The 14,821-nt window shown below is 69.3% G+C and carries 16 protein-coding genes and 3 pseudogenes; 12 read left to right on the plus strand and 7 right to left on the minus strand.

Annotated elements, in window-relative coordinates:
- Nucleotides 1–178 precede the first annotated feature (178 nt).
- Nucleotides 179–2,077, minus strand: a complete 1,899-nt coding sequence (locus OHT74_RS38120) for an FHA domain-containing protein (protein ID WP_328622853.1) — start codon at nt 2,075–2,077, stop codon at nt 179–181.
- A 171-nt stretch (nt 2,078–2,248) separates the two neighbouring features.
- Here OHT74_RS38120 and OHT74_RS38125 point away from each other — a divergent pair, with 171 nt between their 5' ends.
- A complete protein-coding gene (locus OHT74_RS38125) occupies nt 2,249–3,754 on the plus strand; it encodes a serine/threonine-protein kinase (protein WP_328622854.1) in 1,506 nt (501 codons plus the stop codon).
- Nucleotides 3,755–3,764: 10 nt separating this feature from the next.
- Here the strand turns inward: OHT74_RS38125 and OHT74_RS38130 are convergent.
- Nucleotides 3,765–3,950, minus strand: a pseudogene (locus tag OHT74_RS38130) (TIGR03842 family LLM class F420-dependent oxidoreductase); the annotation flags it as partial.
- 575 nt (nt 3,951–4,525) lie between these two features.
- Between OHT74_RS38130 and OHT74_RS38135 the strand changes: the two are divergent.
- Both OHT74_RS38135 and OHT74_RS38140 read left to right on the plus strand, forming a co-directional pair.
- The gene (locus OHT74_RS38135; RefSeq protein ID WP_266671394.1) at nt 4,526–4,822 is read left to right on the plus strand and encodes a DUF6247 family protein; all 297 of its coding nucleotides are present in this window, start codon (nt 4,526–4,528) and stop codon (nt 4,820–4,822) included.
- Nucleotides 4,819–5,079, plus strand: coding sequence for a hypothetical protein (locus tag OHT74_RS38140; protein WP_266671396.1), 261 nt, complete (start codon nt 4,819–4,821; stop codon nt 5,077–5,079). Before OHT74_RS38135 ends, OHT74_RS38140 begins: the two co-directional genes overlap by 4 nt.
- Nucleotides 5,080–5,435: 356 nt before the next feature.
- Here the strand turns inward: OHT74_RS38140 and OHT74_RS38145 are convergent, their stop codons facing one another.
- Nucleotides 5,436–5,699: a hypothetical protein gene (locus tag OHT74_RS38145; protein WP_328622855.1), complete on the minus strand. Its 264-nt coding sequence runs from the start codon at nt 5,697–5,699 to the stop codon at nt 5,436–5,438.
- 256 nt (nt 5,700–5,955) lie between these two features.
- On the opposite strand from OHT74_RS38145, the gene OHT74_RS38150 reads away from it, so the two are divergent.
- The 6 genes and pseudogenes from OHT74_RS38150 to OHT74_RS38175 all read left to right on the plus strand — a co-directional run.
- A complete protein-coding gene (locus tag OHT74_RS38150) occupies nt 5,956–6,576 on the plus strand; it encodes a TetR/AcrR family transcriptional regulator (protein ID WP_266671400.1) in 621 nt (206 codons plus the stop codon).
- Nucleotides 6,577–7,134: 558 nt separating this feature from the next.
- The gene (locus tag OHT74_RS38155; RefSeq protein WP_266671402.1) at nt 7,135–7,539 is read left to right on the plus strand and encodes a hypothetical protein; all 405 of its coding nucleotides are present in this window, start codon (nt 7,135–7,137) and stop codon (nt 7,537–7,539) included.
- Nucleotides 7,540–7,650: 111 nt separating this feature from the next.
- The gene (locus OHT74_RS38160) at nt 7,651–7,851 is read left to right on the plus strand and encodes a hypothetical protein (RefSeq protein ID WP_328623478.1); all 201 of its coding nucleotides are present in this window, start codon (nt 7,651–7,653) and stop codon (nt 7,849–7,851) included.
- Between the two features lie 220 nt (nt 7,852–8,071).
- Nucleotides 8,072–8,335, plus strand: coding sequence for a hypothetical protein (locus OHT74_RS38165; protein ID WP_328622856.1), 264 nt, complete (start codon nt 8,072–8,074; stop codon nt 8,333–8,335).
- Between the two features lie 443 nt (nt 8,336–8,778).
- A complete protein-coding gene (locus OHT74_RS38170; protein WP_328623479.1) occupies nt 8,779–9,273 on the plus strand; it encodes a hypothetical protein in 495 nt (164 codons plus the stop codon).
- A 192-nt stretch (nt 9,274–9,465) separates the two neighbouring features.
- Nucleotides 9,466–10,682: pseudogene (locus OHT74_RS38175) on the plus strand (IS3 family transposase); the annotation flags it as partial.
- 33 nt (nt 10,683–10,715) lie between these two features.
- Here OHT74_RS38175 and tgmB read toward each other — a convergent pair.
- The 4 genes and pseudogenes from tgmB to OHT74_RS38195 all read right to left on the minus strand — a co-directional run.
- Nucleotides 10,716–11,684, minus strand: a complete 969-nt coding sequence (tgmB, locus tag OHT74_RS38180; protein ID WP_328622857.1) for an ATP-grasp ribosomal peptide maturase — start codon at nt 11,682–11,684, stop codon at nt 10,716–10,718.
- The gene (gene tgmA, locus OHT74_RS38185; RefSeq protein WP_267002577.1) at nt 11,684–11,983 is read right to left on the minus strand and encodes a putative ATP-grasp-modified RiPP; all 300 of its coding nucleotides are present in this window, start codon (nt 11,981–11,983) and stop codon (nt 11,684–11,686) included. The genes tgmB and tgmA overlap by 1 nt, the downstream gene beginning before the upstream one ends.
- 169 nt (nt 11,984–12,152) lie before the next feature.
- A complete protein-coding gene (locus OHT74_RS38190) occupies nt 12,153–12,473 on the minus strand; it encodes a hypothetical protein (protein ID WP_328622858.1) in 321 nt (106 codons plus the stop codon).
- Between the two features lie 211 nt (nt 12,474–12,684).
- Nucleotides 12,685–12,944 (minus strand): annotated as a pseudogene (locus OHT74_RS38195) (DDE-type integrase/transposase/recombinase); the annotation flags it as partial.
- Between the two features lie 314 nt (nt 12,945–13,258).
- Here OHT74_RS38195 and OHT74_RS38205 point away from each other — a divergent pair.
- The 3 genes from OHT74_RS38205 (at nt 13,259) to OHT74_RS38215 (ending at nt 14,099) form a co-directional block, all read left to right on the plus strand.
- A complete protein-coding gene (locus OHT74_RS38205; RefSeq protein WP_328622859.1) occupies nt 13,259–13,459 on the plus strand; it encodes a hypothetical protein in 201 nt (66 codons plus the stop codon).
- A 4-nt stretch (nt 13,460–13,463) separates the two neighbouring features.
- On the plus strand, nt 13,464–13,661 hold the full coding sequence (locus OHT74_RS38210) for a hypothetical protein (protein ID WP_328622860.1): 198 nt from the start codon (nt 13,464–13,466) through the stop codon (nt 13,659–13,661).
- A 174-nt stretch (nt 13,662–13,835) separates the two neighbouring features.
- A complete protein-coding gene (locus OHT74_RS38215) occupies nt 13,836–14,099 on the plus strand; it encodes a hypothetical protein (protein ID WP_328622861.1) in 264 nt (87 codons plus the stop codon).
- Nucleotides 14,100–14,821: the final 722 nt, after the last annotated feature.

Here is a 14,821-nt window from a genome sequence, read left to right on the forward strand (position 1 = left end):
GGTCTCCTGCGGTGCTGCGAAGCCCGCCGCCGGCAGATCGCGGTCCAGTACCAGTGGACCTGCCCGGCGCCCTCGCCGTGGCGCAGCAGGAGACGAGGGCGGCCGCCCACAGGCAGGTGGTCAGCCGGCGCCCCGGCACCGGCCGACTTTCCCCAGCTGGGTCCCGTCCCTTTGGGTGTCAGCCGACCGGGGAGGGGCTCCGGGGATCGGTCGGGCGGGGGACGAAGACAGGGGAGTCCGACTGGTAGAAGAGGTCGATGTCTGCCTCCTCGCCGCCGACGATCAAGGTGTCCCAGGCGCCGCTCTCCCGCAGGGTGCGGAGGGTGGCGGGTGCGATCGAGGCGAGGTGGGAGCGGAGTTCCCCGTCGCCGGGCAGGCCGGGCATCCGGGGTGCCAGCCGTTCGCGGATCCCCGCCATGCGGTCCAGCAGTACGTCCAGGTCGCTCCCGTCCGCGGCACCGGCGTCGGCCTCCGCGCTGCGCGCGATGATGTCCTTGATGGCGCGGGTGATGCCCTGTTCGTCGGTGGTCACCATGGCGTTCCAGGCCCGGCTCTTGTGCCGGTACTGGAGCATGGACATCGCCGCCTCGTGCCGGATGAAGTCGGCGTCCCGCAGCGGCTTGCCCTGCCATGCGCGGCTGAGCGAGCGGGCTAGCGAAGTGGCCGAGGCCAGACCGCTGTTGAGGCCACGGCCCGGCCAGAAGTGGATGGCGTTGGCCGCGTCGCCCAGCAGGAAGCCGTAGGTGCCGGGGGTGGTCGCGGTCGGCCGGTGCAGCTGTGCGGTGAATCGCGGGCGCTGCACCATGTCCAGCCGGAACGAGGTGATCGCGGACAGGTCCTCCTCGGCCACCCCGAACAGGCTGAGACCCTGACGGATCTCCTTCCACAGCGGGGAACCGCGCAGCAGGGCGGGCAGGAAGAGGGTGCCGTGGGTGGGGCAGCGGAACTCATTGTCTTCCTCCTGACGACTCATCAGGCAGGGTCGGGCGGCGATGCATTCCTCGAAGACGTGGCGGACCGGGTCGATGCCGATGACGCTCTTCGTCTCCTCCCGGGTGAGCCGCATGTTCAGGAAGCCCTCGCCGCGCAGCGAGTTGAGCAGGAAGCGGTTCTGCGACACGGTGAGCAGCACGCTCATCGGGTCCGGCAGCTTCGACTTGACGCGCAACCCCAGCACGATGTCCTGGAGGTGCTCGCCGTCGAGGGAGTAGATCGAGGAGTCGGCAGCGCCGAAGCGGTTTGCGTAGTGCTCCCGGGTGCGGGAGCGGCCGCCCTCGGCGACCACCAGGACGTGTTCCTGGGTGATCCGGTTCTGCTCCTCCGCCACGTCGAAACGCTTGGGAACCAGGCGGATCGACGGCCTCCGGTTGGCCAGGTCCAGCAATCGGTCCTCGATGTGGGAGATCCGGATGTTGCGGGGCGGGCGGCCATCGACCGAGTCGGGGCCGACGGGCCACATCTCGGAGTAGGCGGCGCCGTCGTCGAAGAGGGCGGAGAGCGCCTCCTCGGGCAGGGCGAGGTACTGCCGGCTCTGGACGGTCACCACCTGCCGGCGGCGGAAGTTCCCCTGGGTCTCGTCCTTCCAGACGACCGAGGAGCCCTTCCTGGTCCAGCGTCCGTCGTAGAGGGTGATGGCGGTCCGCCCGGGCAGCATCTCGTCGAGCGCCAGGGCGAAGGCGAGGCCCACCGGGCCGCCGCCGGTGATGGTGACCCGCAGCGTGCCGGGGTCCGCGGCGCTCGGCCGGGGCACGTCCAGGAGGGAGAGGTCCATGACCGTCTCCATGGCGTCCTGGCCCTCGTAGAGGAACGTTTCATCGCCGATCCGGATGCAGTCGTTCGGACGCAGCACATGCCGCGTGACGCGCTGGTCGTTGACGAACGTGCCGTTCCGGCTGTCCCGGTCGTAGAGGACGAAACCGGCGTCCTCCGTGAGGATCTCGGCGTGCAGCCGGGAGGCGCTGGGGCTGACGATCACGACGCCGTTGTCGTTCTTGCGCCCGAAGCTGAGGGGCTCGCTGCCCAGAACCACGCTCTGCCCGGTGAAGGGACCCGTGCGTCCAACGATGACCGAAGGCACTTCGCACTCCTTGAAAAAGACGCCTGTTGACTCCGCGTACGACAGCAACACGCCATCGCGAACGTGTTCGGTTCAACCATTTTCGAAAAATTTCGGTCACTTCGTTGAACCGGAGGTCCAAGTCCGTACGTGATGTTGGCGTCGGTAGGCGATCAGAGGAGAACCGCCCCCATGCACAACGAGGAATCCGAGACCGTGACGGAGAGCACGCTCACCATCACTACCGCGGCGGCGGTGGGTGCACCGGGCGGGGAACGGCTGATCGCCGGACGCTACCGGCTGCTGTCCCGGCTCGGCGAGGGCGGTATGGGCACCGTGTGGCGGGCCCGCGACGAGACGCTGCACCGCGAGGTCGCCGTCAAAGAGGTCCGGGCCCCGGCCCATCTGGGGGCCGGCGACATCGCGCGGATGTACAGCAGGCTGGAGCGGGAGGCGTGGGCGGCGGCCCGGATACCCGACCGCAACGTGGTGATGGTCCACGACGTGGCCATGGAGGACGAGCGGCCCTGGATCGTCATGGAGCTGATCCGCGGCCAGTCGCTGGCCGATCTGCTGCGTGCCGAGGGGCCGCTCACACCCCGGCACGCCGCGCACATCGGCGCAGAGGTACTGAGCGCGCTGCGCGCCGCGCACGCCGTCGGGGTGGAGCATCGCGACGTGAAGCCGGCGAACGTGCTGCTCGCCGAGGACGGGCGGGTGGTGCTCAGCGACTTCGGCATCGCGATGGTCGAGGGCAGCACCGCGCTGACCATGACCGGCGAGCTCGTCGGCTCCCCCGAGTACCTGCCGCCGGAGCGGGCGCTGGGCCGCCCCTCGGGCCCCGAGTCTGACCTGTGGTCCCTCGGCGTGATGCTGTACGCAGCCGTGGAGGGGATCACCCCGTTCCGGCAGGACACCGCGCTGAGCACCCTGCGGGCCGTAGTGGACGAGGAACCGCCGGTGCCGACCCGGGCCGGCCCGCTCGCCCCGGTCATCGCCGGGCTGCTCCGCAAGGAACCGGCCGAGCGGACTCCCGCCGCCGAAGTCGCCGAGGCCCTGCGGGGCATCGCCCACGAACCGGACGCCACCACGACCGCCACCCGCGTCCTGCCGGCCCCGGCGGAACCCGCCACGGCAGCCACGGCAGCCCCGGTAGCGGCAACAGTCCCCACGGCGCCGGCGCCTACCACCACCTCGGAGCCCGCCCCGCCCGCGCACCCGACAGCCGCAGCGCCCGCGGCCCCGCCCCGCAAGCGCCGTACGGCGGCCTTCGTCGCGGCCGGCGCGGCCGCCTGCGTACTGATCGCCTCCGGGCTGGTCTATGCCCTCAACGGCAACGACGAGGACTCCACCCCCGGTTCGGGCGGCGTACGGATGTCGGTGGCGGGCGCGAACACCACCTACACCGGCAGCTGCCCGACCCGCGAGAGCCAGGCCCCGGCGTTCACCGCGACCTTCACCGCCTCCGAGCCGACCCTGATCTCCTACCGCTGGGTGTCCGGCGACGGCTCGGTGGTGGATCCGCACTGGCGCACCATGTCCATCGGGGACAAGGCCAACCCCACCGGGCACGACACCGTGCGGCTGACGACCTATGCGAAGGCCGGCACCCTGACCACAGGGATGGCCGTGGAACTCCAGAGCCCCACCCGCGCCACCTCCAACCCGGTCCCCTTCTCGATCACCTGCACCGGCTGATCGCGGCCGGTCAGCCGGTGGCAGCCGGGATGACGTGCTGCCCGTAGGCGTCGATCGTGGCTTCGCGGGCGTCGTGCCTGTCGCACACGGCGAACCGGTCGACGCCGAGGTCGCGGAGGGTACGGAGCTTCTCGATCTGGGCCTCGGCCGGGCCCAGCAGGCAGAAGCGGTCGCCGATCTCGTGGGGGACGAAGTCCGGCGTCGACGGCTCGGGGGAGTTGGCCGGCGTAGGCGTCGAGCAGTGGCTTCAGCTGCTGTTGGAAAGTCATGTTGTTCTGCCTGAGCCAGTGCCGATGGTGCACCGGGCCGGCTCCGTACCGCCTTGTGCTCGGAGTTCCTCACGGGCCACGTCGGCACCTGCCGCATTTCAGCTGATGAGGGTGCGCAGGACGGGCACGCTGTCGGATGCCCGCTTCTACGTCGCGTCTGGCCCCGTGCCCCACGAATTGGTTCGAGGCCCACATGGCCTCCGGGGAGTCTTGAGACGACCCGTGGGGTATCCCAGAGCAGCGCAACCGTGTCCCCAGCAGCCGTGATGGCGAGGAGCGGATCCACCTCCGGCTGTCGCAGCCCGAGCTGGCCTGTTGGAGACCGGATACCGTTCGACCGTCCTCCCAGATCTGGGCCGGCTTACGGAGCTTGCAGAGCCGGCGGCCCAATCAGGGCGAGTTCCACCTGCCGGACGAGGTGATGGAGCCGTGAGCGCCGAACCCCTCTCGCCGCACCCCGGCGGCGGCTACCGTGGCGGTACGACCTGCAATGGAGGAGCCCGTGAGCGCGCAGCCCGAGGAAGCCCCCGCCCCGCCGGCCCCGGCCGCCGCTGCCCAACTGCTCGCCCAGCTGCGCGCCGACCGCCGCGCCGACACCTGGGTGCCGGCCTTCGACCGGGACTGGGCCAAGGCCCTGGAGGACTCCCGCCACAGCTACAGCCTCACCCCGCTGCACGACGTCGTGCGCGCCTGGCAGCTGCGCGTCGCCGCGGCCCCGGCCGTGGACACGTACATGGACTCCGGCCGTGACGAGACCGGCTTCGTGGACCTGGACGACATCCTCGGCGCCCGACGGTGACCGGTGAGTCATGGGCGGTGCGCCTGTCCCCGCAGGCAGTGAAGGTGCTCACCGCGCTCCCCGAGCACGCGAAGGAGACGGTCCGCGACGTCCTGGACATCGCGGTGCGCTCCCCGTGGGGCTGGCCCCAGTGGAACACCGGCGACCCGGAGGGCGAAGACGTCCGCGCCGCGTCCGTCGGGCAGCTCTCCGTCGTCTACGTGATCAACCGGCTCACCCGGCACCTGTCCATCCTGGACATCGTCTGGCTCGGGTAACCACCCGGTGACCACGCCCCGACTCCGCCAGTGGAGCCGCCGGGATCGGACGTTTCGCCTCAGCTTGACTCTGTCGGGGATCTTGGATGGGCGGGCTCAGCTGCCGAGGGTTCGCCAGGACTTCTCTCCTCAGCCCACGCCGGTCAGCAGCGGACGACAGCGCAAACAAGCCGATGACAGGCGGACTCCCAGCGGCGGTGCGGCGTGCGTGCTGCCGACGGCAGTCCGCCGGCCATCGGCCCTTCACTCGAACTGGTCATCTCCGAGCCCGGGCCAAGAGATGACCGGGTGACGACCTCAGCCCTGTTTGTCCCTCACCGATCCGCCCGGACGGCGGACGGATGGTCGGGGTTCGGTCATGGGCTGCCCCCGCTCGGTGTCGGCGTGCTCGATGGCCGCGGGTCGTGGGCGGTCTGCATCGCGGTCGGCAGGTCCGGCCAGTACCCGAACTGGGGTGCAGTGCGGTCTTCGACCGACTTGAGCGCGGCCTGGTGTTCCGGAGAGCCGGGGTACACGCCGTCCAGGGCCGCGGCCTTGTACCGGCGCCAGACCCATGCGGCGACCGCGTACGTAGCGCCGACAGCGGCCGCAACCGGGTAGATCAGAGCAAGGTTGGCCATGACGGGGCCTCCTGTCGATGTGGTGGGGCCCCGCCTTTCAAGGCTGTTCTCCGGTGAGCTCCCGCTGCTCGTGCTCGAAGGCACGCTCGGGGTCCTCGGGCGTGAGGCGCCGGCAGCAGGCGGAGCAATGTGCTTGTCGGATGCGACACCATGACAACTCCTAATTTCCTCATGCGTGGAAACTAATTTCAACGTATGCTGAAACTCTCGCCGAGGGGAAGGCCCCTCTGCCAACCGTTACGGAAGGTGATGCGGTGTGACTGGCCGAGGCCCTCGGGGTGAACGCGGAGAGCAGGCGGACAAGATCGTCGCCGCCGCCCGCAGATCCTTCGCCACGCGTGGCTACGCCGCGACCTCACTCCGATCGGTCGCCCAGGAGGCCGGCGTCGACCCCGGCCTGGTGAACTACTACTTCCGCACCAAGACCGGGTTGCTGGAAGAGGTGATGCAACCCCCCAAGGCGTTCGGCGCAGCCGTGGCCGCCGCCGCCGAACAGCCCATGGAGCGGCGTGGGCACGCCTTCGTGCAGGCCAGCCTGAACCTGTGGGAGGACCCCGTCTCCGCCGAGACCCTGCGCTCCATCATCCTCACCGCCGCCCAGGAACCCGCCGCCCTGCAACGCCTGCGGCAGTTGTTCTCCGAACTCGTCCTGGCCGTCGTCTCCCACAGCCTGCCCGACACCGAACGCAACCTGCGTGCCAGCCTCATCTCCACCCAGATCGTCGGCATGGTCATGAACCGCTACATCTGGCAGCTGGGCGCCATCGCCACCCTCCCCGCCTCCTCCGTCACCGACCTCCTCGCCCCCACCATCCAGCACTACCTCACCGACCCCCTACCTTCGAACCTCAGCACCAACGGCCAGAGCCCGGACTGAGAGGCCTAGGCGTTCGAGGAGGAATGGGCACGGCTCGAACCCGAACACCGCCATCGCACTGACCGCAGTCCAGGGCGTCTTCCTGCTCTCGGGCTCCGCCCTCGTCTTCCTCGCCGTGACCGCTGCGCTCGCCCTCGCCCTCGCCCTCGCCCTCGCCCGAGTCGGGTCGCGGCAGTCCCGTCAGCTCTCGATCGGCATACCGCCCTCGGACAACACGACCGGCGCCCCGACCGAGTGGGTCCGCCTCGATGGTGGACCGCTCAGAGGACCGGTCCTCACCGCCCTGCTCGCCCGCCATCGGGCACGCCGCCCCGCATCCGCCGACATCCCTAGAGCGCCGGATACGGACACCAAAGCCCACGCACGCCCCCTGGGCCCCACAGAACAACCCACAAGCGCCGTTCCGGCCCTGGCCGCAGCCGACCTCCGCGCGACGGGTTGCGGCCTGTTCCGCGCACGTGAGCACTATCTCGACCCCAGACCAAGGAGCTCTGCCCCCCCGTGCCCCGCACACCCGACGTCGTCACCTTCGCTTCCCTTGACACTCACCGCCTGATCGTGACCCTTCCGAATCACGGTCCCGCGGACGTCCGCTCGAATCTTCCGCGTGCCACGGCTGCGGCCATGCTGCGCCGTCTCGCCGACGACCTCGATGCCGAGAAGGTCCTCGCCGCCTTGCCCGGGGTAGCGTTCGCCGCCTTGACCCGGCAGCTCACGCGCCGCAATCGCCCCGTCGAGGCCGCCGGGCATGCCGCCGACGCCCTCGCCCAGCACACCCGCGAGCTCGCTGACATGCTCGCCGCTGCTCTGGACCGAGGTATCCCCGTCGAAGTCCCGTCAGTCGGCCGCCACTTGGTTGCGTTGCTGCGTAGACACGCCGTCATCCTCGAGGGCCCGCCCCGGACCGCCATCGACGATGTGCTCGACCTCGCCGCCGCCCGCCGCGCCCGCCTCACCCGCTGATGATGGGCGTCGCGGATTCTTTGACCTCGCCGATAAAGCCAGGCCGCCGCCCGTGCCCGCGGCGCCGCCAGTTTGGCCGCCCGGTGGCCGGCCTACTTCGTGGCGTTCGACGTGTTGCACCTGGACGGCCAGGAGCTGTTGACGCGCCCGTACGCGGACCGGCGCGCTCTCCTGGAGCAGCTGTTCACCGACCATGCCCTGACGGCCCGTGGACGCTCTGCCCGACGACCACCGACCTGGCCAAGGCCCGGGAATGGCTTCAGACCTGGACGGATGTGTCCGGCATGGAAGGCATCGTGGTCAAGCCCCTGACCAGCCGCTATCTCCCTCGTACAGAGGGTGGACCAAGATCAGAAGACGAGACACCACCGAAGCGATCGTCGGCGCCGTCACCGGCACCCCGGCCCGCCCGCAGCTCCTGGTCCTGGGCCGCCACGACCAGGCGGGTCGGCTGCGCGCGGCCGGCCATCCGTGGACGGGTGCCCCCGCTTCTCGGTGGCGGTGGGGGTCGCGCGATGTCCTGGACGTCATCTTGGTCCGCCCCGAGCTGGTAGCCGAGATCAGCCCGGACCGGGCCGTCGACCACGGCGGCGTCTACCGCCACCCGCTGTGCTTCAAGCGGCTGCGCCTGGACGTGACGGTGGGGGACGTGGCGCCGTTCGGGGCGGGTCCGGCCGCGGCTGACGACACCGACGTCCAGGTGCACTGGGATCCGCCCCCGGTGCCCTGGTCATGGACAGCCCAAGTCACCCTCGCCACCGGGAACGAACCTTCGTTGCTGGCCACCGAAGGTTAACCGGCAAGCTTTGGTCCTGTCGCGATAGTGGATCTTGAACGTTGATGATTCCGTCTTGTGGGACGTGGGGATCTGATGAACGGCCAGTGGGCCGACGGTCGCCATCTTCCGCGCCGCCCACCTGCCCCAGGGCCTGACCCTTACTGCTGCGCGTGAGCCCTTCGCGGGCGCGCCTTGTGGCGGGGGAGCGCGCCCACGACGGAGTGATTGGTGCGAGGGGGAGTGCACCCCCCACTTGAATGGTCTGCGCAAGCCCCCCACTCACGTAAGGCTCTTGCGACATGAACCCTGCATTTCCGCCGATCGGCGCCGAGATCCCCTGTTCCCGCCTCGCCATCAACACCCCGCTCCGGATCAAGGACGCCCTCGTCAGCGTCGACTTCCGGGGCGGTATCAAGCACCGCATCGACGTCAACCCCGACGACCCGATCAACTCCGTCCGCATGCGGACCGTCGGACACCGGGTGAGCGCGGAGCTGCCTGGTGACGGCGGGTGCCGGATCAGTTCGGCGGCTGACTTCGGCGGCTGGATCGGTGAGCGATCGGTGGCGGAGCTGGCCGAGCCGTTCACTTTCGTGGTCGGCACGGACGGTGTGCTTCGGCTGGCGCCGCGACGAAGCGAGCACGTGGCTTGTGCCGGCGGAGACGAGGTTCTGAGTGCCGGCGAGATCAGCTTCATGCGCGAGGCAGGCCGGTGGTCCGTGGGCGAGGTCAGCAACCAGTCCACCGGGTACTGCCCGGACGTCACCTCCTGGACGGAGGTCGCCTGTGCTCTGGACGACGTAGAGCTTGGGCGGCCTTCCGGCTTCACCCACGAGGTGGTGTTCCGGCGGTGCCCCGACTGCCAAGAGCACAACATCGTGCGCGAGGACGACTTCGTCTGCGTTTTCTGCGGCAGCGATCTGCCTGCGGCGTGGAACGTGGATCCTGCCGCGTGACGGCCGAGGGTCACAGCCACTCGTTGATGGCTGCGACGAGGACGGTCGCCTCGTGGCGGACCGCGGGCTTGTCATATCGCGTGGCGACGGCGCGGTGTCTCTTGATGCGGTTGATCCCGCACTCTGAGGCTGATCCTTTGGAGTGGACACGCTGACAATGGATCTTGATGATCCAGGGAGGGATGTCCAGGTGGGACGCAAGTCTCCGTACCGGAGGAGTTCAGGAAGGACGCCGTCGCGCTCTACCGCGCCGCGTCCGGCAGGCGGACGTACTTGGCCGTAGCCGCGGATCTCGGTGTCACAGCCGAGTCCTTGCGGACGTGGGGACGACGAGTCTGTGCCCGGGCATCCTGGTGCCGGTGCCGGTGCCGGTGCCGGTGCCGGTGAGGCGGAGGAGTTGGCCCGGTTGCGGGCGGAGAACGCCCGCCTGCTCAAGGCGGAGAAGGAATGGCACCTGCAGCGCGAGATTCTTCGCCGGGCGGCGGCCGCCTATTTTGCCCGCGAGGTGAAGTGAGCCCCCGCCGATGGGACTTCATCTCCGCCAACGGCGCCGACTTCGGCATCGAGCGGATATGGAGGGTCTTGGGCGTCTCCCGCTCTGGTTACTCCCGCCACCAGGCCAGTGCCGAGGCCCGAGGCGAGCGAGCCGCCGAGGAAGCACGGAGAGCGTCTGAGATCCGCGAGATCCACACCGATCACCAGGGCGCTTACGGCGCCCCGCGCGACCATGCCGAGCTGAGGGCCCAGGGACGGAAGATCAACCGCAGGCGCGTCACCCGGCTGATGAGGATCAACCGCATCGTCGGGCGGCACCTGCCGCGCAGGAAGTGCACGACCATCGCCGACAAGACGGCTCCGCCCGCACCTGATCTGGTGATGCGCGACTTCACGACGGAATTACTGAACACCAAGTGGTGCGGCGACATCACTTACGTCGCCGTCGGATCGACGTGGCTCTATCTCGCCACGGTGATCGACATCTGCTCACGGCGCGTGATCGGCTGGTCCATCGCGGACCACATGCGCACCTCCCTGGTCACCGATGCGATCGAGATGGCTGTGGCCGCCCGCGGCGGCCAGGTCCACGGCGTGGTCTTCCACACGGACAGGGGCGCTCAATACACGAGCGCGGCGTTCGCCGATGTCTCCCGTCGGCACGGCATCCGCCGCAGCATGGGCCGCGTCGGCTCGAGCTACGACAACCCCCTCGCCGAGTCGTTCTTCCAGGGCCTCAAAGGGAGTTGCTCCACGGGAGGCGCTGGATCTCCAAGGCGCAGGCCCGCATCGAGCTGTTCCGCCGGCTGGCCTACTACAACCGCCGGCGCCGCCACTGCGCACTCGGCTACCTCACACCAGCAGAATTCGAACAACAGATGATCACACCAGGTGCGCTGTCACGCGCCGCATGAAACCCGGTGTCCACTCCCGCGGATCAACCTCACTCACGCGGTTGGGCCTTTGTGTAGCTGGTCAGCGATGGCATGGGCAATCGAGTCTGTGATCGAGTCGGGCTGCCATGCCCATTGCCCGTTGGGGTTGCACTCGAGGAAGTACCAGTCACCGGTGGCTGTGACGGCGAAGTCGAAGGCGCCGAAGGTGAGCCGGTAATCGGCCAGGAAGGCAAGAACCGAGCGCGCGATCTGAGGGGGCACGGTGATCGGTGAGCACTCCATCAAGGACTGCCGTCGGCGCCAATCGAGGTCAGGGCTGTCGATCCGGACAGCGAACAGCCGGGTGCCAACAGCAGTGAGGCGTACGTCGAACGCCTTCTCCACTTTGGCTTGGAAGAGGTGGGGGCAGGTGGCGATGGCGGCGGTAATCTCGTGCGCGTGGACTTCCCGCACCCATACCTGGTGCGCTTGGCCGTCGACCTTGTACGGCGTATTCCACAGGGGCTTGTAGACGGCTTCGCCGGTCTGGCGAGCAACGAACTCCCGTGCTGTGTCGGGGTCGTTGGTAATCAGTGTGCTGGGGACCGGGAAACCGCTACGCTGCGCGGCAGCGAGCTGGGCCGGTTTGTACTCCGCTGCCCGGTTGTCCCACGGATGGTTTACGTAGTGGGCGCCCGGAAGGGACGCAAGGATACCGCCGACGCCCCACAGGGACTGCGACGCGGCGAACCTGCGCTCTTCGGCGTCCAGTCCGGCCGGCCCTTCGAAGGGGGAGGGGCGGCGGGTCCAGACGGAGCGAACCCTGGTGAGGTCGAGCCCGCGGCTCGGCGTGCGCAGCGTGCCGCCCTGATCGCCGGTGCGGTACGAGGCGGTCAGAGCAGTACCTGCCAGCAGATCGGGAGCCGGGTCAAGGCGCACTACCGGAACCCGGCGATCCGCGAGGATCCGCAGGACCACATCGGCGGTCACGTCGTGCGGGCTGGTCAGCACCAGCACCGATCCGCTCCGAGCGGTCGTCATCAGTGGGAGTGGTGGTCCGAGTCAGAGTCCGAGTCCGAGTTGTCGTCGGAGTCCGACGAGCCCTCGTAGCCGCTGGTGCTCGTGGAGTTGTTGGTGCTGCTGCTGGTGGACGTGGAGTTCGAGCGGCTGAAGCTGGCCAGGCGATCTCCGAGCGTGATCGTGCCTCCGTGTTCGTCGATGATGACGGCGGTCTGGGTTTCGGGGTCGATCACCGGGGTGAGCGACGGGATCGGGTCGGTCTCGGCGTACGGCGCCATGCGAGTGGTGCCCCAGGGTGCGTCGTGGTGTCGCGTCTTCATCGTCCGACTCCCTCGCTCAGCCTGCTCGTTGAGATGACTTTCCCTCCGCCCGAGCCGGTTTTCAAGGCCCCGGTCCGTGCTCGAACCTTTCAAGTACGCATCCAGGCCAGAATCGGGGTGACGGAACCGCTGAAGAGACGACCACGATGGCGGCGTGGGCCAGCGGCAGTCACGAGGCGGTGGCCAGGTCCGGCAGCGGGCTGGGCAGCCACCCCCGCTGGCGTAGCCCCGGGGCTCTGCGACCGTACAGGTCGCTGCAGTAGCGGAGGGAGCGGGCGGTGGAGGCCGGCAGCATCGCCTGGGCGCGGACCGGGCAGTGACCTGGCGGGTCGGGGCTGGCCGGGCGTTCCAGCAGGCGCTGGACGCGGTACTGCTCGTCGAGTTCGAGGGGCTCCTGGTCGGCGGGGCAGCTGGTGAGCAGCTCGGCGAAGCTGGCGCGTAGTTGGGGAAGGTCGCGGCAGCGGGCTCCCAGGGCGAGGTAGTCCTTCACGGGCCAAGTCGCCAGGGTGGCGGGTGCTCTTGATCTCGATCACGGCGCCTCCCCCCTCCCGATAGCAGCGGTCGGCGGTCAGCCCGACCGCCGACGTGCGTCTATGACCGGCCATTCATGTAGTGCCTGGGCTGATCCTCTGACATGGGAATGTGCAGGTTGGCTGGCGTGGGGCGTGGGTGATTGGCTGGGAGTGTTGAGGCTGGTGCTGTGTGTATTTGGCGCCCCTGTCCGTCTGGAAGGCCAGGCCGCGGACCTGGCCGCCGCGGGCGGCCATGGCCATCTCGATCGCGTCGGCGACCACGGACGTACGCGTGTGGTCGCGATGGACCAGCCGATCACGCGCCGCGAGCAGATATCGATCACCGTGGCGAGATACAGCCACGCCGATCCGACGGCGACAAACAGAGCCTCCGTCGTGAAGTCGTGATCGGGGTTGCGGTCTCCGCGCTCCAGCTCGCGGCCGAGGACCGGACCGGCTACCAGCGCAGCAGCTTCAAGCACCCTGACCTGGGGTGTCTGCTGGAGTTACTACGACGAGCAGCGGGTGACGCCGGCCGGGGCGCTGGACATCGACCACATGGTTCCGCTCGCCGAGGTCTGGGATTCGAAGGAGGCGGAGTTGGGCCGGATGCATCATTCCGCGCTTCCCGTTGACGGTTCTATGCAGGTTGGGGACGGGGATTGGCTCGTCCAAGTGATGGCGTGAGGTTCTGGACCTGGGGCGGTGTATCCGACGCCACGATGCCGCATCGAGTGAAACCATCGGGTGTGTGGGGGTGGGTGTGGCAGATGTGCCGGGTGCGATCCGGTCGGTCCGCGCGGACAATGTCCGTGCTCTGGACCCGGAGCCCGCCATGCTCGACGTGATGCTGCGCGGGTGGGAGCAACAGCAGCGAAGCAGACTGCTGGCGAAGAAGACGATCGTGGACCGGCTGAGCCTGATCCGCCGGTTCGCTGAGTGCACGGGCACTCTCCCGGGGTGAACTGATGTGGTCCACGGTGCGGGGGCAGCAGGGTGACCTGGAGCTGTTCTGCGCCTTCATCACCGATCTGCGCTACGGATGGGCGGCGGGCTGCGTAGAGGAGTCCGGCCGGTCCCCGGTCCAGCTGTGCCACGACTGGAACACCGCCCAGCACGTCGCCGCCTACGAGGGGCGTCCAGGTCAGGGCAGATCAGGGTGCTGAGCCGCCGCGTTGGCGTACGGTGCTGACGGGCAGTGACAGCTGTGCCACGAGGGGGCGGGGGAGTAAAAGGACGGGACGGTCGAAGGGGCAGCGGCGGGCGAGGCGGACGTGGCGCGCCGTAGACGTGTGCGACGCGTCGCAGTTTGGGGCGGGATCGCCGGCGCGGCTGGCGTCGTGCCGATCGCCATTGACGGTACGGAGCACTTGCCCTGGTGGTTCAACCTGACCTTCTGCCTCATCCTGAGCCTCTTGGGAGCCTTTGGCGGGGCAGTGACCGGGCACCGGGACAGGGGCAAGGCCGAGGTCCGCAGGGACACGCTCGATGCGGGCGAGAGGGAACTGAACCAGTACCGGGTGCTCCGGGCCTGTCTCGAGGGTCCGCTGCGGGCGGGGGCTTGCACCACCGGCGCCAGTACCGCTGCCTGCTTCAGCCGCTGAGCGGATCCCGTGGTGCAGGTTCAGGAGGTGGAGCAGGCCGTCGGCGTCCATGGTTGCGACGGCGTGCAGGTCCACCAGGAGATCTCGCTCGTCCATGGTCACGTGGTCCAGCGCGCGCGTCCCGTCTCTGTGCTGCACGTCCGCTTCAGGCGGGGCGTCCCGCCATCCGAGCCGCGAATTCCTCGTCGGGCAGAAGGCCTTGGGCCTCTACGTCGCCAGTTGCCCGAGCTGGTCGGACTCGGCGGTCATGTCGTCTCCGGGGGCAGCGGCGGTCGGTGGCGCCGGGGCAGGCTGCTGCTGATCTGCCTGCTGCTGTTCGCCCTGCTGTGCTCATCGGCCCACCTGCCGCCGCGAGACGCGGTGGGACACCGCGGTGGCGGTTGCGGTCCTCACGGCTGTGCGGGCGATGCCGCGAAGGGGTCCGGGCATGTTCGCTCATGTCCCAGGGGGCGGGTGGACCATAACGGATCGGGTTCACAGGGCCGGAGTCTTCGGGTGGCGGCCGGTCCGCTGGGGGACGTCGTCGGCTCGGCCGCATCCAGCGAGGCCGGCAGGGCCCGGACGGAGATGCGGCTGCTGGCCGCCAACCGGGCGCCGATGCCGTCGCTCATGGCCACTCCCCACGAGCTGATTGCGGTCCGGGCCATACCCACAGCCCGTTGTCCGGGGCGCTCGCCACGACACACGGCGACGGACGGACATTCAGAGCGCGATTGCAGCAC

It is taken from the genome of Streptomyces sp. NBC_00354, assembly GCF_036106915.1.
GTDB lineage: Bacteria > Actinomycetota > Actinomycetes > Streptomycetales > Streptomycetaceae > Streptomyces.

Excerpts from the sequence above, each read along its gene's own strand:
- OHT74_RS38210 (WP_328622860.1), top strand. The coding sequence starts at position 13,464 with ATGTGGTCCACGGTGCGGGGGCAGCAGGGTGACCTGGAGCTGTTCTGC.
- OHT74_RS38170 (WP_328623479.1), top strand. The coding sequence starts at position 8,779 with ATGCGGACCGTCGGACACCGGGTGAGCGCGGAGCTGCCTGGTGACGGC.
- OHT74_RS38125 (WP_328622854.1), top strand. The coding sequence starts at position 2,249 with ATGCACAACGAGGAATCCGAGACCGTGACGGAGAGCACGCTCACCATC.
- OHT74_RS38145 (WP_328622855.1), bottom strand. The coding sequence starts at position 5,699 with ATGGCCAACCTTGCTCTGATCTACCCGGTTGCGGCCGCTGTCGGCGCT.
- tgmA (WP_267002577.1), bottom strand. The coding sequence starts at position 11,983 with ATGAAGACGCGACACCACGACGCACCCTGGGGCACCACTCGCATGGCG.
- tgmB (WP_328622857.1), bottom strand. The coding sequence starts at position 11,684 with ATGACGACCGCTCGGAGCGGATCGGTGCTGGTGCTGACCAGCCCGCAC.